The following is a 20,658-nucleotide window of genomic DNA, read 5'->3' on the forward strand; positions in this document are numbered from 1 at the left end:
GCATTTCATTAAGGACTTTAGTTAATTTTTTATAGACTTTTTTATCCTGTTTATTTAGATCATCAATGATATTAGATTCTTCGCGCATATCATTCAAAATATTATAAAAACGACCTGATCGATAGAGCTTATATTGTTGGTTTCGGATATACTGATCCCCTTCGAAATTACCCCAATAAGGTTGATAATGCAGAAACTGCCAATCTCTTGGATGGGCCTTCTCTCCTATTATTTGTGGATAAAAACTTCTACTGTCCGGCTGACCATCAATCTTTATTTTGGCAGCCTCGCCAAGTGTGGCATAAAAGTCTGAGAAATCGATTAAATCATTATTAGCTTCACCTTTGGGGCTTCTTCCTTTCCAACTAACAATTAACGGAACATGTGTTCCCATATCGGTCGTATAACCTTTCCCGCCTTTTATTGTTTGTCCGTTCCACGTTGATCTGATCTTTCGATGTGTCCCGTTATCAGCTGTAAATAGTATAATGGTATTCTCCAATTGCCCCACTTCATCCAGTTTATCAACGATCTTACCTATGATCTTATCCAGATAAGCAACCATAGCCACAAAATTCTCTTTTTTAGATTCATAATCTTTTGGCTCAACATTAGCCTGATGAGACCTGCTACGATTACCAATATTATCTGGCGTTGGCACAAAAGGATCATGAACTAATACACTTGGGTAATAAACAAAGAAAGGTGAATCGGAATGCCGCTCGATAAAATCACAAACAAAATCAGACATAATGTTCGGCCCATACTTTTGATCATTATCTTCTTTTGAAAGGACTTTTCCGTTGCATTCAAGGAGTGGACTCCAAAAACGTTCGCTTCCATTTTCACCTCGTGCACCACGAGTTAATTGCCATAAACAATATTCATCAAAGCCCGCTTTATATGGTCTTGTATTATCATCGCCCCCCTCAGCTTCGTGATACAATCCATTTAACTGCCATTTACCTGCTACGGCCGTTTTATAACCCGCTTCCTGCATCAAATTGCCTATTGTCTTTTCGTTAGGATCTAGATATCCAAAGTAGGTGTAATTACGAAAGCTGTATTTTCCTGTCATCAACTCTACACGTGAAGGCGTGCATAAAGGAGTCGAATAACAATGATTAAACTTCACTCCTTCCTCAGCCAATCGATCAATATTTGGTGTATTATAATCATCGGCTCCATAACAACTAAAACACTCCCAACCAACATCATCGGCCATTATCAGCACAATATTCGGAGTTTTGTTTACCTTATTTTGTGAACTAACAAGGGTTATACAAATGGCAAAAAGACAAAAAGCTGTATATATTCTTTGTTTCATATTTTAAAATTTATGCCTGAAACTACAATTAATTCATCAGAATCAGGTGTATAGTGCAAAAGATATAACTATTTCCATAGATTATAGGTGGAATATGTTTTGAACTGAGGATGCATATTATTTAACCACTAATCACTTTAATCATGTAAAGATTTATAGATTTGCCAATCATTCCTCAAACCTATAATTATGAAATACATCATTCTTGCAATAAGTTCATTAACATTCTTTGTTGCCTGTAAAAAGTCGGAAAGTATCTCATTTCAGTTTAAGCCGATAGAAATCCAAACCAAAGCTTCGATACGCGGACTGCATGTTATTGATGAAAACAACATCTGGCTGTCGGGTTCAGAAGGATCAGTGTTTCGAACTGAAGATGGTGGAAAAAATTGGATTGATTGCACCATTGACAGTGAATCTGATAATGATTTCCGGAGTATTCATGCTTTTGATTCCAAACATGCCTTCGTGTTAGGTATTAACAATCCTGCCATTATCTATTCCACTAACGATGGTGGTTCTTCCTGGCAACGGGCGGATTCCCTTTCAGCTCCCGGATTATTTTTTAATTCTTTAAAGTTTAGCAACAAGATGGATGGCATGGCCGTTTCCGACCCTGTCGATGATCAATTCTTCGTCATTCAATCACAGGATAAGGGAAAAAGTTGGCAGAGATGCTCTACTCTTCCGAATGCTTTGGACGGAGAAAGCAATTTTGCTGCTTCAAACACCTGCATCGAATACATCGAACCAAGTCATGCCTGGATAGCCTGCGGAGGTTCAACAGTAAGGGTATTTTACACAAAAGATAATGGTCAACACTGGCAAGTTGCAAATACCCCTTTTAAAAGCAATCAAAAAGCCGATGGTATTTACTCTATTTGCTTCAAAAACCACAATAATGGTCTGATCGTCGGTGGAAACTATCAATTCCCAGAGCAGAATGATAGAATTGCATGCTATACAAATGATGGTGGAACAACATGGCAGCTGGCACAGACCATGCCTTCTGGTTTTCGTTCCTGTGTTCAATATTTTTCAAATAATAATGACACAATAGCTGTTGCGATTGGTAAAACAGGTTTTGATTATTCGACTGATAATGGTATTAACTGGAAGACTGGTGGGACAAAGGGATATTATACCATCCGGCCGATACCAGGTCAATTTAAAGGCTATGTCGCCGGTTCTGATGGTAGAGTAACTCTAGTTACGATTATTATTGAATGATGTATGCCGTAAAAAAGCCTGATGCTGAGAGTGGGAACTATTAGTCATGAACTTTTTGCGTTAAGCAAGTTCAAATCACAACTATTGCATCAGGCTTCTTACGTAGTAATAACGTTCGTAAATCATCTTTCTAACCAAATCACCCCAAAGCATAACTCCTTAAAGGGTGCAAATAAAAGACGCTCAACATTCAGATGGGTTGCGTGGACTTAAACTAAAACTTACGTTTCATGCAGCAATTAACAAATTCAAAGATAGGTTGATCTTTGCTAATCTGTTTATAGTTTGTATATTGTGTGAACCTAAAAAGAATCACCATGAATACATTTTTAAAGAATTTCGGAATTATCCTTATCATTTTGGGAGTTGTTGTTTTGGGAATTTATTCAATCGATACCCCGGCAAGTAATACACCATTAATTTTTGCTGCTCTTTTATTGATTGGAGGTACTGCAGCACATGTTATTCTCAACAAAATGATTGATTAAAAAAATCAGGGCCAAAGTATTAAGTCGGAGATAAAGTAATTAGTTACTAGTTTGCTTTATCTCCGATTGTTTTGTCCAATCCCTTACATAATTTACCAACATCGAACCATTCCAAATTGGTACATTTTTGCATTGATCACTATTAAAACAGTATTCCAAATCTTTATGATAGCCTTTTTTTGATAATACATTATAATGGTACCCTTTCGCAGCCATTTTTATCAGATCAGTTTGACTATGTAAATACAACTGATGAATCGACAAAGCAAAATCAGACAATTGAATGTTAAGGTTCTGATCAATTAAGAGTGCAATAATCCTACCAGCACATAAAGCATCTTCAAGCGTGTATAAACCGTTATTGCCAGAACAAACCAGTACAATATCTTCCTTGCTTTTAAGAACATCAACAACTGCTTTATCATTGACAAAAGCTGCTATCAATAGTTCTTTGGCCGATAAGCTATTTTTAATTGCTAACGTTCCGTTAGTGGTCGTCATCACAAGTAATTTATCCTTAATTACCTCGTCAGAATAAGATAGAGGAGAATTACCATAGTCAAACCCTTCAATAAGATCAGCATTACGCTCTCCACCCAACACAACATTGCTTGTTTCAGTTTTTTTAATCTTAAAAGCCTCATCTGGTGACAAAACAGGTATTATTCCTTTAGCTCCATTATTTAATACCTTCACCATCACCGTTGTTGCTCTCAAAACATCAATCACCACAACTGTTTTGTTTTCAACAATTGAGTTATTAGCCTGTTGAGCTGTCGCAACTACATCAATTTTCATTCATTTCTCAGATTAAGAACAATACCTTGTTCGGTACAACAATCTAAAACGTGTTAGCAAGAATATTCCAGCAGATGCCAATCCAGTCAAGTAACCAATCCATATTCCAATTGGTCCAATGTTAAAAACAAATGCCGTAACATATCCAACAGGCAATGATATAAGCCAATAGGCAATTCCTGCACCTATAACCGGCATCAATACATCTTCGAGCCCCCTGAGAATACCTAATGCAACCACTTGAACACCATCAAAAATCTGAAATAGGCCAGCAACCAACATCAAACCTGCAGCTACTTCAATCACATCCATTTCTTCTACAAACAAAGATGGCAGCCAACACCGGAGTGATAGAAAGATAATTCCCATGGATGTCATGAATAACAATACGAGGTGTATTGATGCAAAAGCACTGTGCTTTATGGCTGGATAATTCTTCTTCCCTCTGAAGATACTCAACTTGATTGTTGTAGCAGAAGCCAATCCCGAAGACATCATATAGGTCACACTCGCCATACTCAGAACAATTTGATGAGCTGCCAAGCTCACGGCGTTAATCCATCCCATCATGATACTTCCTAAACTAAAGGCGAACACTTCAATAACCGACTGCAGACCGATGGGCAAACCCAGTTTCCAAATACGGGAAAATGCTTTTTTTGAAAAGGCTTCAATCTGTTTTGACCTGTACTCCCTAAACAAACTCAACTGCCTGGATAACCAATAAAAAACAACTGCCATCGCAATACGAGATGTTAAAGTACCAATTCCAGCTCCAATTAAACCTAAAGCCGGAGCTCCAAACTTTCCATAGATGAAAATATAATTGAGCAGGATATTCAAAACATTTCCACCAATGGTGATAAACATAGCCACTTTAGTATTACTGAGTCCCTCAGCAAATTGCTTATAACTATTGAAAACCTGAAGAGGCAAAATAGACAAAACTAACAGAATATAATAGTGAATCGCGGCATCAACAACAGCGGTTTCCTGCCCCATAAATGGCATTAAGAGTACTATGCTGCCAGCCAAAACCGAAAGCAGTATCCCAATTATTACATTAGCATACATTCCTTGTTGAAACCAATGGCCACATTCATCTTTATGTTTAGCTCCATAAGCCTTACCAACCAATGGTGTAATAGCATAAGAAATACCAATTCCCAACACAAGTACATTAATAAAAATGCTGTTGGCAAAGGAAGCTGCTGCCAAAGGAATGGTACCAACACGACCTACCATAACTGTATCAGCAACATTAACTAACATTTGTCCGGCTTGCGCCAAAACAACTGGTGTTGCCAACTTAATATTCGGCCAATAATGCGCTTTGTAACTATTTGTCATTGATTGCTACTTAAAATGAATCACAAAAGTAGCTAAAAGTATGACGCTGAAAACAGGTATTTGTTTATCCCAAATGATGTTTCCACATTTCATAAAAGCGCCCTTCTCTATCAGATTTTAAATTAGCAACAGTTCCTGACTGAATGATATTTCCCTTACCAAAAACAAATACCTCATCGGCAATATCAATCACACTCATTCGATGAGCAACCATAATAATGGTCTTACCTTCTTTTTTAAGCTTTAAAATTAAATCCTTAACTACCTTTTCAGAGCGGTCATCAAGAAAAGATGTTGCTTCATCGAATATATAGATCTGAGGATTAAGATAAAGTACTCGGGCAATAGCTAATCTTTGGCGCTGACCACCTGAAAGTTGGTTGGCATTTTCACCAAGCCAGGTATATAAACCTTCTGCCATTTGTTCAATGGTTTCTTCCAGCTTTAATTGATGAATAATATCCAGTATTCGTTTGGTATCAGGTTGGGGATCACCAAGAGCAATATTCTCAATAACATTACCTGCAAACAACTCGATATCCTGTGGCACGATGCCTACCACCTTGCGTAAATTAAACAAATTGGCATTAGCAATATCAACCTTTCCAATTTTTACCTGACCGCTTTTTACCTTGTAAAGGCCTTGTATTAGCGTTCCCAAAGTTGATTTACCACAGCCACTTTCACCCAACAAGACAGAGATAGTATTGGCTTTTATTTGCATATTAAAATCTACAAACAGATCTTGTTCAAGGGTATATGAAAAGTTCACTTTAGAAAACACAATATCACCAACATCGGAGTGGTTTATACTTAAGGTCTGTTCTTTTTTATGCTCATGATCAAGCTCTAGCAGTTCAAATAATCGATCCATGGCAATAAGAGCCCCATGAATATTTTTATTGAAAGCTGCCAGACGGGCAACAGGACCGGTAAAATAGGCAGATATAGCAAAGAATGACATCAGTTCACCTGAAGATAATTCGGTTTGAATAACCAACTCAGCACCAGCCCACAAAATGCCTAATGTTAACGTACGATTCACCCACTCCAGTGATGATGTTGAGAAAATATCAATCTTGCCCGATTGATATACGTTATCCAATACTTTTAATAAACGATGATCGACTGAACCGGCAAAATGTTCTTCGGCGCCCATTTGCTTAATCGTCTTTACCGATCTTAAAGATTCAACCAACTGAATTTCCAGCTCAGCCGTATCTTCCATCTTTCTTCTCTCAAGTTTGCGATTTAACCTATTCGTAATGGAAAACAATACAAGATAAACTGGTATGACTGCATATGATAGTAACGCCAATTTCCAGTTAAACATTAGCATCACCAAAAATGCAATCAAAATGATTAAACTATCTACAACTGACTCAACAGCCACCTGATTGACGAAATTCCTGATCTTAACGGCGTCATTGATTCTAGAAATCAACTCACCAATACGAATACCGTCGTAAAACTTTTGCGGTAATTTAATTAAATGCCTGAAATAACCTGATATTAGTGATGTATCAATACTCTGACTTACCCGGAGAACAAACCAGGATTGTAATGTTCCAATAATAAGCTGACAGATAAAAATCGTAATCATGATAAGCCCCATCAAGTGCAATAGATTCCTGTTATGACCAACCAGAACAAAATCCGTCAACTTTTGAATATAAAAGGCGGTTGAAAGTCCAAGTAAAGAGAAAGCTAATGCCCCGATTCCCGATTGCATAAAAATACTCCTGTGTGGGGCAATTACATTCCAGAAACGCTTGACATTACTGGTTGTTTTATCCCCCCGACTAAAAGTAGCAGATGGAATTAAGAGAATAACTACCCCCGTCCAATGACTTTTGAAATCATCAACAGGCACTTTAATTACTCTGCCTAACATTGGGTCCATCACTTTAATATTCTTTTTCCCTACTTTATATACCACCACAAAATGATGATTACCTGATGGTTGTTTTAAATAAGCAATAGCAGGCAAAGGTATTTCTGTCAAGTCTTTCGACTCGATCTCTACACCTTTAGCATCAAAACCTATGTTTTCAGCTGCTTGAACCAAACCATAGGCACTAGTCCCACCTCTGTGAGTTCCTGCTTGTTGTCGGATATTCCACAGTGGAATACGTAATCGGTAATAACGTGCAATTGAAGTAAGACAAGCAGCTCCGCAATCATTAGCACTATATTGTTGAACACCTAACTTCATACTATTCTTTTATTTCACAATATTGTTACCAACTGCAACAACTTTGGGATTCAACCAATCGTCTACCTTGTCAAATAATAATTGAAACAACGTGCGTTGAGTGATTATAAAACGACCAGTTAAGCTCATCCCTTTCTTCATAGGCCCCTTCAGTCCATTGTTTAAAGTCAAATAATCACTTTCTAATCTACATCTTATCAGATAACGGTATTCTTCACCCACCAATGCTACATCATCTGCAACATCAAATACCTGAGCATCCAATAACCCCCACTGATTATAGTCGTAAGTATCAATTTGCAACCTTACAGGCATTCCCTTTTTTATAAAGCCAATATCGGTTGGTGTTATATAGCACTCAGCGATCAGCTCCTCTTGAGGCGACAAATACGCAATCAACTGATTCTCATTTAAGAAATTTCCAGGTGCAATGCCCTTAAAGTCAATAATACTTCCAGTAAATGGAGCGAAAATTGCATATTGACTTTGCTGTTGCTTCAAATTCTCAATTTGTCCTTTCAGATCATGAATTGCTAAAGTGTAATTTTTCCGTTCACTTTCCCATCGGGCATATACTGATGTTTTGTACGCTACAAGCTCATCTTTAGCTTCATTCAGTTTGAACGAGTCTTCCTGAAAAGTTGACAATGGCAAAACTCCATCGTTATATAAGGTTGATGTTCGATCAAAATCAACATGTAATTTCCTGATCTTCCGCACATGCTTATTAACCGAGTTGTTAAATTCCTCTTGTTCTTTTGTGTATAACAATGTTTGAACTTTAGCATGTCCACTTTTTTTTAGCAATAGATCTATATCGGTAATATACTTCTGCTGAAGCTCTATTTGGTCACCTTTAATATTCACCTCATTAACAATACCTTGTTGATGTAATATCACAAGAGTATCGTTTTTTTTAACCAAAGCATTCTCCTGAATGTTGACTTGAATAACTTTTGCCGTTAAAGGTGAGTTTATTGGAGCCATTTTATTGATAGAGGTAATGACACCTCTACTTTGTACCGATACGTCGACTTCAATAAAAGGTAAAGATGCAAACCCAATAAAAATGAAGATAAGAATAAACCAATAAAGTTTATATCCGCGATAATTTGACGCTGTGTAGTGATGAAATTTAGTTTTCTTTTCAGATTGTTTAAGTGGTTTGAGAGGCATAATAAAAAAAGCTACTTCCCGAAAATAACAATTTTTCTTATAGAAGTAGCAATTAACACTATTTAAAGCTTATACAAGGTCTACTTGGCCACTTTAACTTTTTGATATTCCATCCAACGAATACCATCTTGAAAAAAACCGTCCTCCTCATATTCAAAGCTATTAATCTCTGTCGAAAACCGAATTATAGCACCCAATGATGACATCATATCAATATAAAAATATAACATACGTACGGACATACAGAGACGCCCGGCTAACTCTATTGGTGAACCGGTTTCTTTGCGTCTGATTTCTAGGTCTATCAGCGCAATTGTTTTATGTACTTCGTACTGTGCCAAATTGTTTCTTTACTGTTTTGCGATTATAAATTTGAAGGTAAAGAAGGTGAGGGGTACGAGGTGAGATAATGTGAGAATCGGGAATCTATAAGGGAAACCGCCTCACCTTCTTTGTGCCTACAAACAGTCTGCGTTCAGACTTCTACTAATCGGGATAATCTTATATATTTTTAATTTCTTTATCGAACCCATCTTGGTAAGATCTTATTAATGATATTTATATTTTAATCTTATCATTTGGGTAGTTTACCTTATCCTTATCGTCACCTCCAACTATCTTTTTTAAGAAAGATGAATCTTTTGCCATAAACTTCTTAAATTGCTCCTGCTTTTGGGTGTTTACTAGGGATTTCATGATGCTATTGTTTTAATGGTTTCTATAGGTTAATTGCAGAAGTCGGGAAACGTAACACCTTTTTTGAAACTTTTTTTTTATAAAATGAAGAAATTTATTTTTATATCACTGATAGCGTGCATGTTAAATCCAATAAAAAAAAGTTATTCGCAAGAAAATAACAGTAACATAATATATTTTAAGAAGTGTTATTTTGAGAAAAAATACTCAGAGGCTGCAGAAATTGGTAGTATTATTTTATCATCAGAGGAACAACGACCTAAAAATGAGGAACAATATAGGTTGCTTTATAAAACAATCCGCTCTTACCTTTTATCCAACAACATTAATGGCGCGTATTTGTGGACTCAGGAAATAGGTAAAAAAGAAAATGCCCCGTTATTCAATAGTTATATTCAGCTTTATAATGCAATACTCTCAGTAGCTGTAGATAAGACAGATCATGGTAAAAGAGTTTTCAATAATTTATTGAAGAAAAATGATCAATCTTTTTTAGTTGATTCTGTCAAAGCTAAAATCTATCATAACCTTGCTGTGATTTATTCACAAGAGGAAAAAAAAGAACTTCGCCTTAAATACTTAACCAAATCTTTTGAACTAGAAAAGAAAACTCTACTTAGCAGTACCAACTTTGAAAACTATAATCTATCTGTAGAAGTTTTTGGCTCCACCCTTTATAGAGAATATAAACAATTTGAGGAAGCATATCATGTATATCAGGAAGCACTAGCGTTACCTTTCAACAAGAAAATAAACGAGATTAATCATTCTTTATACCAAATCTATATTGATCTTCTAATAAAAATGGGAAAAGAAACAAAGGCCTTACATTTGGCTGACAAGCTAATTCATTTCTATAACACAAAAGACTTGATATACAACTTAGATTTGGCAAGACTATATTTATTTCTTTGCTTCAACTACGATGAACAAAACAATTACACTAAAACGATCTTCTACGCTACAAAAGTTCTTTCAAATACAACCATTTCAAAGAATTCTCAATATATAAGATCATCTGCAAATGCCACTTTAACATACACCTACTTTCATCTACAGCAATTTGATAAGATGAGGTTTTACATTTTTAAAGATATAGAGGAATGTAAACAAACAAACCAGAAGCTACTAGCTGATGCTTATTTGTATGCGGGACGTTATTTGGCTAAAACATACGAAGACGACCTAGCGTACGCCTACATTGATTCGGCCAAGCATTTATATTACGAAACTTTAAACTTACCGCTTAACAGGAATATTGAAGACAACATTGCAGCTGCTTACTTAGAGTTGGAACAATATGCTCAATGTCTCCATCATCTTGAGAATATTAGTCAGATCATGAAAGCCAATAGTAATTATACAAGTTACTATGAGTGGAATAATAACTTTGAAAAAGCTAAATGCTATTATCATCTTAAACAAATAAACAAAGCGCTAGAATTACTGGTTGAGACCAATGCTAACATGCGCGAGCAGTATCCTCACTTGATTGATCAATCGTCAAGTATTCAGGGTAGTCAAATTGGAAGTTTATTCCGTAAAGTTAATATCAGTTTGGTAAAGAACCTTTATAAAGAATATGAAGAATCAAGAGATTTCAAATTACTGGAACATGCCATATCATACATATATGAAGCCGATAACGCGCTAGAAAGTTTAAGAAATAAACAAACCTATGATCGGGATCGATTAATTACTGGGGAATTGTTTCATGAATTTACTCAACAAAGTACTAAGGTGACAATAGCATTGTATGAAGCAACTGGTAAAGAAAAATATCTTCATGAAGCTTTCGAATTTGTTCAAAAAGGGAAATCTTATGCCTTGTTACAAGGAGTCACTGAGAAACAATATAAATTAAATTCAGGAATTCCAATTGAAATAATAAATGCACTAAGTCATAATAAAGAGCAATACGACCGATTTGAAGTAAGGTACAACGATGCTCTTTTATCGCAAAATTCTGATAGTAGCTTAATGGCTAACTTAAGTGAAAAGATGAGCCATAGTATGGCTAAAATAGATAGTTTAAATTCAGTTATAAAAAATGATTACCCTAACTATCTGATAAATAAAACTAAAGCACCTTTTATTAGTATCAAAGAAATTCAGAAGCGTTTAAATAAAAATCAGATCATAGTTGATTATTTCCAAACTAAAACTGAACTTTTTAGGTTTTCAATTTCTAAAAAAGACCATAGATGTGATATAATTCCTCTCGACAAAATATTTGATGAGAACTTATCATCTGTTCTGAAAGAGATATCAACCCCATTTATCGGTCAACATAAGCTTGATCATACTCGTAAGTACGCAAGTGCCTCATATAATTTGTATTGTACCTTGCTCAAAGATATCGAATCGTTCACCTATGGCAAAGAATTGATAATTGTTCCACATTCTGAGTTAGCATATTTACCTTTTGAAACTTTATTAACCAAAGATTCAAAGTTTGATAAACCCAGGTTCAGAGAGTTTCCCTGGCTTATTAAACGACAAGTTATTAGTTATTCGTACAATACAGCTATGTTAACAAAGTCATCGTTGAGTCCTGCTTCCTTTAATAAAGTTTTAGCTTTTGCCCCACATTATACTGGTCAAACATCCATTGATTCAATTAACTTAAATACAAAGCAGTTTCTTGACACTGTTCTTGTGCCATTAGCTGGAGCACAAAAGGAAATCCATGCCATTGAAGAATCATTTTCAACAAATATTTTTGAGGGAAAGAATGCCAACAAAACGAACTTTATTTCAGCAATGCAAAACAATGATGTACTTCATTTGGCAATGCACTCTCTTAACGATGAAATTCAACCGTTCAATTCACAGATTGTTTTTGCATCACAAGACAGTATTTCAGGTAGCTTTAAAGCAGCGGAGATTTACAATTACAATATTAAATCGCCTCTAATTGTATTAAGTTCGTGCAGCACAGGAAAAGGTTTAAAGAAAAATGGAGAAGGCATATTAAGTATTGCCAGAGCTTTTACTTTTGCAGGAGCTGACGCTCAAGTAATGACTCTTTGGCCAGTTAATGATGTTAGTGGTGCTGAAATTACTGAACTCTTCTACAAACAACTAAGTACAGGATTAAGTAAAAATAAGGCTTTGCAGAAAAGCAAACTTAATTATCTTGCTGCTGCAGATGGAATAAAATCTCACCCTTATTATTGGGCAAATTATGTATTGGCAGGTAATACACAGCCCATTAAACAAAAAATGCCAAAAGGTATTTTTTTCTACCTCATGGCATTTGCGATATTGTCTGTTATCTTACTATTCTACTACGATAGAAAACAATCTCGTTAGATATCTATCTTTTCCAAAAGCTCTTTAGCCTGTTGAGCATATTTGTTGCCTCCTGTTTGAATTTGAGTTAATAATAACTCAGCTTCTTTAAACTCTTCTAATTTAAGGTGGCAAAGTGCTAAATACCATTTAACCTGCTCCTCATAGAATATTGCTATTTCCTGCGTGGCAACAAGCTGTTGCTTAGCTGTTTGAATATCGCCAAGCTCCATATAACACAATCCAGTGAAAAATCCAGCTAACTCTTGATTCTCATCAGCTATTTCATTAAACGAAGCTATTGCTCCATTCATGTCTCCAGCCTGATACTTTTCCAAGGCAACATCAAAGATGGAAGATTGCTCACCCCCACGAACTGTCATATCAGAACCATAAGGCGCATAGTATTCAACAAACATCTGATTTCCAGAATAGTGATTATCTTGCAATAATCCCAAATAACTACCAAGACCAATAACTACAATTACAGATGCAGCAGCCAGCCAGTAATTCATTTTGAATGACGACTGTTTATTAACTTCTTCCTCTAAGAATTCGCCACCAATATTCTGTAACTGTTGTTTAAATTCTGAATAGTCTTCCTCTTGATTAGCAATAGTATAAAGAACTTCTTGCTGAAGTTTCATGTCTTCCTCAACCCCAACATTATTAGCCATTTCAAGCTTTAATTCATTGCGATGCTCTGAGTCTAATTCGTTGGTAAAAAACTGTAGTATTTTTTTATTATAATCCATACTTCAACTCCTTATATTCCGGATCTGATTTAATCATTTCCAGCAATTTTTTGTTACACATCGATTTCCTATTCTTTGTATATGCTACAGAACTAAAAGCAAGTTCTGTAGTTATATGTTCGTTTGTAAACCCAATTGCAACCAAACGCAAAACTTCCTGACAAACTTTCTGAATCTTATTATAATATTTTAAATACAGACGTCTGCGTTTTTCAAAAAGTTCTTTTTCCTGAATTTCACTTTCTAATTCAGGAATCTCATCATTCAACATTTGATAAATTGGTTTTACTTTCCTTTTTCGAAGTTCGTAATGCCAAAGATTCTTGCACACGGAAATAAAATAAGTACTGAATGTACTTACCAGTATAGGTTTCTCCTTTTTAGAATAGATGGCAATAAATGCTTCCTGCATGATTTGCATGGCATCTTCATTTGTACCATTATTATCAGTAACAATTGTACGCACCTGACTCCATACTAACTGCATAATGTGTTTTATCAGTTTACTATCTCTCTCGTAAACGGCATCTAACAACTCACTATCTGTATACTTTCTTTTAAACATCTCTTTTGTTTTCCAACACTAAAATAGTGATTATATTTTACTATCCTTTTATAATTCAATCCACTACTAAAACAAAACGATAATAAACAATGCATCCATCACATATTTCCCCATACTGAAGAATGACTTAATAAGTTACATTTATTACGTTAAAAAATATTACATTTTGACATAAAAGTCCTTTGTCAAATCAATATACCTGTCAGAATACCCATGTCTTCCTTTATCTTCAATGATCATTTCATTAACATCAATACTATCAGCAGGTTCCTTTGACAACTCAATTAAAACACGAATATATGATCGTTTGGGAATTGGCCTTATTCGTAAAATGCGTTTCAGAAAAAAACCTTCCTGTCTTGCAACATAACAAAAATCTGCCTCAGTGTCAAATGGAATTATTACAGATAACCTACCTTTTTCACTTGTCAATCTATTTGCTGCTACAATTAATTCTGAATATGAAAGCGTATCGGTATGGCGAGCTATAGCTTTTGATATATCTTTATTTTTATATGAATTAGCAAAAAAAGGTGGATTGGAAATCACATGATCAAAAACTTTTTGATCTTCAGTATTAAAATCCTGAATTGCGGATTTTATAACTTTAATCCTATCACTCCATGGTGATAAAGCAATATTTTCTTGAGCCTGAATTATTGCGTTTTTATCAACATCTATCGCTTCTATTAACGTATTTTCTGTTCGTTGAGCAAGCATTATTGCAATTAAGCCTGTTCCGGTACCGGCATCAAGTATTCGACTACATTTATCAACGGATGCCCAAGCTCCAAGTAAAACGCCATCGGTTCCAACCTTCATGGCAGCTTTGTCCTGATGTATTATGAATTGCTTAAACTGAAAATAGGTATTGGGCATTATTAAAACTTTTCATTTACCCCTAAACTAAAAAGAGCAAAGTCATACTTCACAGGATCGTTACTATCAAACTTCCTAAGGTTAATCATTAATTCATCTACCGCTTTAAGATCATTTTGCTTACGATGTAGCAACCCTAATTGCCGTGAAACATTGCCTGTATGCACATCCAATGGCAACAAAAGATCTGAAGGTGAGATTTTCTTCCATATTCCAAAATCAACACCTTTATTATCATTTCGAACCATCCATCGCAGGTACATGTTTAACCGTTTTGCAGATGCTCCCTTTTCTATATTGGCTATGTGTTTATGTGTTCTATCTGGTGCAGCAAAACTTAGAAAAACATCGCGGAAGTGGATCAATGCAGGCTTGATATCTCCACGGTTATACTTGTTCATAAATACCGATTCAAGCCCACCACATTGGGTGTAAATTTCTTTTAATGCCTTTATGAAATAAACGCAATCAATAGACGAAAAAGTTCGATAATAAAATTCTTGAAAACGATCCAACTCCTTTGAAGAAGCATTTATAATGAATTCATAAGGTTCAAATTCGAACAATTGCATCAAGAACTCTCCACTTTTTAATATCAAGTCTCGTCGACCCCATGCAATAGTAGCAATCAAGAAACCAGCTATTTCGATATCTTCTTTACGAGAAAAGCGATGTGGAATAGAAATTGGATCAGATTCAATAAAAGCAGAATGGTTGTATTTTTCTACTTTCTCATCCAAAAAGGCTTTAATTTCACGCAATTCCATACCTAAGGATTATGGATCATCCCATCTTTAATCTCAATCATACGATCGCACATTTCAGCCAAATGATAGTCATGAGTGACAATGACAAACGTTTGATTAAATTCATTTCGAAGATCAAAGAATAGTTTTTGCAGCTCTTCCTGACTATGAGAATCCAGGTTTCCTGATGGTTCATCCGCAAAAATAACTGATGGCTTATTGATTAAAGCCCGTGCTACTGCAACTCGCTGTTTTTCTCCACCACTCAATTCTGAAGGCTTGTGCTCCAATCGATGATCTAAACTTAAGAAAGTCAGCAATTCTTTAGCATTATGTTCCGCCTCATTCTTTGATTTACCATAGATTAAAGCTGGCAGCATTGCGTTTTCAAGGGCAGTAAACTCTGGCAATAGTTGATGAAACTGAAAGACGAACCCTATCTTCGTATTTCGAAATTTCGACAAATTTTTACCACTTAAACTATTCAAGTTGATTCCATCAACAACTACTTCTCCAGAAGATGGTTTATCTAAAGTCCCTAATATTTGTAAAAGTGTTGTTTTGCCGGCACCACTGGCACCAACAATTGAAACAACTTCACCCGCCTCAATATCCAGGTTTATCCCCTTTAGAACTTCAAGATTACCATAACTTTTCCGTATTTGTTGACAATGAATCATACTTTAAATGAATAAGAGGTAAATATATAATACATATATAAATAATAGGATAGCTCCTTTCCAACGACTTACCAACCCCTTTGATAAAGGCAGTATAGCAACAAACAATAATACTGAAATTGCTGACATCCACCAATAATCTATAGATACCATAGATGCATTAACATTAATTGGCTTAATAAAAGAGGTTGTACCGAGGACTGCCCATATATTAAAAATATTTGAACCTATAATGTTACCAATTGAAATATCTGTTTCTTTCTTTATGGCAGCCATTAATGATGTTGCTAATTCAGGCACACTGGTTCCAATTGCTACAACGGAGATGCCGATTACCCGTTCACTTACACCTAAATTCTTAGCTATATCTTTCGCTCCAACAACCAGCCAATCGGCTCCAAAATAAAGTCCTATTGCAGCCAATAAAAATAAAAGCAAAGCCTTCCAAAGCATCATGCTCGGTTCCTCTATTTTATCTTGAGACTTACTCTGCCTGCGACTATGATATACTGACCAGGCAATATATAACCCCAGTAAAATCAAAAACACTAATCCTTCAATAATGCTAAGTTCCAGGTTTTGACTTGCTATTATCAATCCTACAGTTGCAGCCATCATTATGAGCCAATCAAACCAAACTCCTTTCTTTTTAACTTTGACCGGATAAACAATTGCTACCATCCCCAAAACCAGGGCCACATTGGCAATATTGGAGCCTACAACATTTCCAACTGAGATATCTGCAGCTCCATCAAACACTGCGCGAAGGCTGACCAATAACTCGGGTGCCGAGGTACCAAAGGCAACAACTGTTACACCGATAACAAGCGTAGATACTTTAAAGTGACGCGCTAACTGCACACTCGATTTCACGAGCCAGTCACCACTAAAAAACAATAGCACAAAACCGGCTAGTAAAAACAAAATTGGAGGCATAAAAACTTTATATATTAATCGATTGAATCTTCACGTGACACGGAACCGTCTTCTTTGAGTGGAGGAGTGTCAGTTTTATTTCCAGAATCCAAATCATCTTCTGTTGAATTATCATTTAAGTTATATGGATCAATACCCGAGGTATCTTCTTCAACAGCTGAACTAACTTCTTTTATCTCGCTATTAAGCTCACTTTTCGTTTCCTCAACAACATCTGTAATATCACTTGTATTGGCTCTAAATTCGCGCTTAATTTCATCTGAAGCACGTCGGAACTCATTCATTCCTTTCCCCAGCATTCTGGCTACATCAGGGATGCTTTTGGCGCCAAATAACAACAATACAACCAAAATTACAATTATAACTTCTCCGCCGGAAATAAACAGAATCGTACTCATATCTTTATTTTTCAGATTCAAAGATAATAAAATAGCATCATCTTTATAAAAGAAAAGCCCCATGGCAGAATCCATGGGGCTTACTTCTTATATTATTTAGAATTACTTCTTCTTTGCCTTCTTATTAATGAAATTGAAAGCGACTGGAGTTGCTATAAACAATGAAGAGTAAGTACCTACCAGTACACCCACCATTAATGCAAATACAAATCCACGGATAACTTCACCTCCAAAAAGGAATATCACTAACAATACTACAAAAGTGGTTAATGAAGTATTTACAGTACGGCTCACTGTTGAGTTAAGGGCTGCATCTACAACTTCATCTTTGGCGCGCTTAGGGTACAACTTGAAGTATTCACGAATACGGTCAAATACAACTACCGTATCGTTAATTGAGTATCCAATCACAGTTAGGATTGCCGCTATAAATGACTGATCAATCTCCATAGAGAATGGCATAATTGAATAGGTTAATGAGAATACACCTAATACAATTAATACATCATGCACCAAAGCTGCCAAAGCTCCAAATCCATATTCTTTATTACGGAAACGAATTAAGATATAGAGGAAGATTACTATTAAACTAAACCCAATTGCCAGACCTGCATTCTTCTTAATATCGCTTGCAATAGTTGGGCCGACCTTCTGAGAACTCATGCGGTAATCTGATAGGAATTCGTCCTGAGTAACATTACCCTTGATAAATGACTTAAGCCCGTTGTACAATTTTCCTTCTACACTATTATCAATCTCCTCAGAGTTTTCTTCAATCATGAAGTTAGTTGCAATGCGCACCTGGTTTCCTTCATTACCAAATTGTTTTGCCTCAACATGTGCACCTTCAAACTCATCGCTAAGTGCTTTCTGAACGTCCACTGATGAAACCTTCTCATCAAAACGCACAACAAAAGTACGCCCACCAGTAAAGTCAATACCTTGCTTCAGACCTCGAACACCAAGAGAACCGATTGACAACACAATGAAAATACCTGAAATAACGAAGAACATGTTTTTCTTTTCAAGGAACTTCACATGAAGGTTCTTATATAAATTGCGTGTCACCTTAGTATCAAAAACTAATGTCTTATTCTTACTTAGCATTTGTTCAAAGATCAAACGCGTAATAAAAATGGCCGAGAAAAAAGAGGTTGCAATACCAATCATTAAAGTGGTAGCAAAACCTTTAATAGGCCCTGTTCCAAATAAGAATAAAATTACACCAGTTAAGAATGTTGTAACATTGGCATCAATAATTGCAGAGAATGCATTTCGATATCCATCTTTTATAGCCAATTGAATACCTTTCCCGGAACGCAATTCTTCTTTTATTCGTTCATAGATAAGTACATTGGCATCAACCGACATACCAATTGTTAAGACAATACCGGCAATACCAGGAAGTGTCAATACAGCACCAAAGGATGCTAAAACACCCATTATAAAAAACATGTTAGCTACCAATGCGAAATCCGCAACCCAACCAGCACGAATACCGTAATATAATAACATGTAAATTAATACAACAATAAATGCCCAAATGAAAGAAGTTAAACCACTGTCAACTGCTTCCTGACCAAGTGAAGGACCAACCACAGTATCTTCAACAATACGTGCTGGAGCAGGTAATTTACCTGACTTAAGAATATTTGCTAAATCCTGAGATTCTTCCGGTGTAAAGTTACCTGTAATCTGACTTTGACCTCCATCAATCTTTTGGTTAACTGTTGGAAAACTATAAACAAATCCATCCAGAACCACGGCAATACTACGACCAACATTGGCACCTGTCAAGCGTGACCATGTTTTAGCTCCTTCTGCATTCATACTCATGCTAACTTCAAATTGACCTCGTTGGTTAGTTTGGCTACGAGCTGATGTAATTACGTCTCCTTCTAAAGGAGCACGACCATCATGCGTACTAACTTTAATAGCTACAAGTTGATATGCTGTTTCTTTTTCATTAACACTCTTACCATAGCTTTTTGCCACATTCAACATGTATTCCTGATCGATTGGTTTAACCGTCCAGTTGAAACGAACATCTTTTGGGAAAAGACTTCTAACAGTTGAATTTGAAAGATAGTCATTAACTTCAGCTGTATCTCTTGACAAAGCAATCCCGACAACAGGCCCCTGTTGCTGAGGTAACGGCATCAAGTAAGTGAATAATGATTTAGCAGAAGCAACTTCTAATGAATCAGCTCCCGTTGCTTCAGCCGCTAATTGATCAACTAAAGACGTTTCTTCTTCTGTTTCTTCAGATACAACTTCTTCTGTTTCTGGTTCACTAACCGGTGCTTTCGCAGCTTCCATTTCCCGCACTTTAGCATCAGCTTGAACAAGATATTGGAATAACTCTGAGTTCTCGTATGTTTCCCAGAATTCAAGACTTGCAGTACCCTGTAATAATTTACGAACACGTTGTGGATCAGTCACACCTGGTAGTTCAACCAAAACACGACCAGCCTTTTCTAAACGTTGAATATTTGGTTGTGTCACACCAAAACGGTCAATACGTGAACGTAGAATATTAAAGGCATTATCAATAGCACTTTCAGACTCTTCCTTGATAACTTTCAAAACTTCTTCATTGGTCGAGTTATAACGTACACGTTCTTTCAACTCAACAGTATTGAAAATAGTTGCTAACTGAGCGTTGGCATCAATCTTGCTAAACTCCTCACCAAATAACTTGATGAAATCTTCAGAAGAACTTTTTTCTGCCTCCTCTGCAGCTCTTAAAGCTTTTACAAAAGTCTCGTCTGTATTATAATTCGATAGGGCACGAACAACATCAGCTACTTTAACCTCAAGAATCAGGTTCATACCTCCTTTTAAGTCGAGGCCAAAATTTATTTCTCGCTCTTTACACTCTTGGTAGGTATACTTACGAGCCACCCATAAAAAGTTATAAACCGTCTCGTTTTTTATTGAATCCAGGTAGGCAAATTCTTTATCCGGATCGCCACCTGCTATCTCTTTCGCCACATTTTCCACTCTACGAGTCTGGAATGTAAACATCAATTGATATAAGCTGACTAATACCAATAAAATGGCAAAAAGTCTAATAGCTCCTTTGTTCTGCATTTGTTAATAATTTTTATAATTCGTTTTGACGA

Annotated in this window: 17 protein-coding genes; 3 read left to right on the top strand and 14 right to left on the bottom strand. The window is 36.0% G+C overall.

Features of this window, described 5'->3' with window-relative positions; translation table 11 throughout:
* Positions 1–1,327 (bottom strand): sulfatase family protein (locus tag AC4MRQ_RS05140; protein WP_491196582.1); only part of this gene is annotated, 1,327 nt, incomplete at its 3' end.
* Positions 1,328–1,516: 189 nt separating this feature from the next.
* Here AC4MRQ_RS05140 and AC4MRQ_RS05145 point away from each other — a divergent pair.
* On the top strand, positions 1,517–2,557 hold the full coding sequence (locus AC4MRQ_RS05145) for a WD40/YVTN/BNR-like repeat-containing protein (protein ID WP_491196583.1): 1,041 nt from the start codon (positions 1,517–1,519) through the stop codon (positions 2,555–2,557).
* Positions 2,558–2,874: 317 nt separating this feature from the next.
* The gene (locus AC4MRQ_RS05150) at positions 2,875–3,045 is read left to right on the top strand and encodes a hypothetical protein (RefSeq protein ID WP_491196584.1); all 171 of its coding nucleotides are present in this window, start codon (positions 2,875–2,877) and stop codon (positions 3,043–3,045) included.
* Positions 3,046–3,084: 39 nt separating this feature from the next.
* On the opposite strand, the gene AC4MRQ_RS05155 is transcribed toward AC4MRQ_RS05150, so the two are convergent.
* From AC4MRQ_RS05155 to AC4MRQ_RS05175, 5 genes are all read right to left on the bottom strand, one after another.
* Positions 3,085–3,843 (bottom strand): 2-phosphosulfolactate phosphatase, encoded by a 759-nt coding sequence (locus AC4MRQ_RS05155; protein ID WP_491196585.1) that lies wholly within the window; start codon positions 3,841–3,843, stop codon positions 3,085–3,087.
* 12 nt (positions 3,844–3,855) lie between these two features.
* Entirely contained in the window at positions 3,856–5,193 is a 1,338-nt protein-coding gene (locus AC4MRQ_RS05160) for an MATE family efflux transporter (RefSeq protein WP_491196586.1), read from the bottom strand.
* A gap of 64 nt (positions 5,194–5,257) precedes the next feature.
* Positions 5,258–7,408, bottom strand: coding sequence for a peptidase domain-containing ABC transporter (locus AC4MRQ_RS05165; RefSeq protein WP_491196587.1), 2,151 nt, complete (start codon positions 7,406–7,408; stop codon positions 5,258–5,260).
* Positions 7,409–7,417: 9 nt separating this feature from the next.
* The gene (locus tag AC4MRQ_RS05170; protein ID WP_491196588.1) at positions 7,418–8,395 is read right to left on the bottom strand and encodes an HlyD family secretion protein; all 978 of its coding nucleotides are present in this window, start codon (positions 8,393–8,395) and stop codon (positions 7,418–7,420) included.
* A gap of 747 nt (positions 8,396–9,142) precedes the next feature.
* Positions 9,143–9,280, bottom strand: coding sequence for a hypothetical protein (locus AC4MRQ_RS05175; RefSeq protein WP_491196589.1), 138 nt, complete (start codon positions 9,278–9,280; stop codon positions 9,143–9,145).
* Positions 9,281–9,364: 84 nt separating this feature from the next.
* On the opposite strand from AC4MRQ_RS05175, the gene AC4MRQ_RS05180 reads away from it, so the two are divergent.
* Complete coding sequence (locus AC4MRQ_RS05180) at positions 9,365–12,595, top strand: CHAT domain-containing protein (RefSeq protein WP_491196590.1); 3,231 nt, start codon at positions 9,365–9,367, stop codon at positions 12,593–12,595.
* Here AC4MRQ_RS05180 and AC4MRQ_RS05185 read toward each other — a convergent pair.
* The 8 genes from AC4MRQ_RS05185 to secDF form a co-directional block, all read right to left on the bottom strand.
* Entirely contained in the window at positions 12,592–13,329 is a 738-nt protein-coding gene (locus AC4MRQ_RS05185; RefSeq protein ID WP_491196591.1) for a tetratricopeptide repeat protein, read from the bottom strand. The two genes, AC4MRQ_RS05180 and AC4MRQ_RS05185, sit on opposite strands and share 4 nt — an antisense overlap.
* Positions 13,319–13,894, bottom strand: coding sequence for an RNA polymerase sigma factor (locus AC4MRQ_RS05190; RefSeq protein WP_491196592.1), 576 nt, complete (start codon positions 13,892–13,894; stop codon positions 13,319–13,321). The genes AC4MRQ_RS05185 and AC4MRQ_RS05190 overlap by 11 nt, the downstream gene beginning before the upstream one ends.
* Positions 13,895–14,053: 159 nt before the next feature.
* Positions 14,054–14,773, bottom strand: coding sequence for a tRNA1(Val) (adenine(37)-N6)-methyltransferase (locus tag AC4MRQ_RS05195; protein WP_491196593.1), 720 nt, complete (start codon positions 14,771–14,773; stop codon positions 14,054–14,056).
* Between the two features lie 2 nt (positions 14,774–14,775).
* Positions 14,776–15,540, bottom strand: coding sequence for a TIGR02757 family protein (locus AC4MRQ_RS05200; protein WP_491196594.1), 765 nt, complete (start codon positions 15,538–15,540; stop codon positions 14,776–14,778).
* Between the two features lie 2 nt (positions 15,541–15,542).
* Complete coding sequence (locus tag AC4MRQ_RS05205) at positions 15,543–16,199, bottom strand: ABC transporter ATP-binding protein (protein ID WP_491196595.1); 657 nt, start codon at positions 16,197–16,199, stop codon at positions 15,543–15,545.
* 3 nt (positions 16,200–16,202) lie between these two features.
* Complete coding sequence (locus AC4MRQ_RS05210) at positions 16,203–17,135, bottom strand: calcium/sodium antiporter (protein ID WP_491196596.1); 933 nt, start codon at positions 17,133–17,135, stop codon at positions 16,203–16,205.
* A 14-nt stretch (positions 17,136–17,149) separates the two neighbouring features.
* Positions 17,150–17,533, bottom strand: a complete 384-nt coding sequence (locus tag AC4MRQ_RS05215; protein WP_491196597.1) for a twin-arginine translocase TatA/TatE family subunit — start codon at positions 17,531–17,533, stop codon at positions 17,150–17,152.
* A gap of 102 nt (positions 17,534–17,635) precedes the next feature.
* On the bottom strand, positions 17,636–20,626 hold the full coding sequence (gene secDF, locus AC4MRQ_RS05220; RefSeq protein WP_491196598.1) for a protein translocase subunit SecDF: 2,991 nt from the start codon (positions 20,624–20,626) through the stop codon (positions 17,636–17,638).
* Between the last annotated feature and the right edge of the window lie 32 nt (positions 20,627–20,658).

It is taken from the genome of Carboxylicivirga sp., from assembly GCF_982718395.1.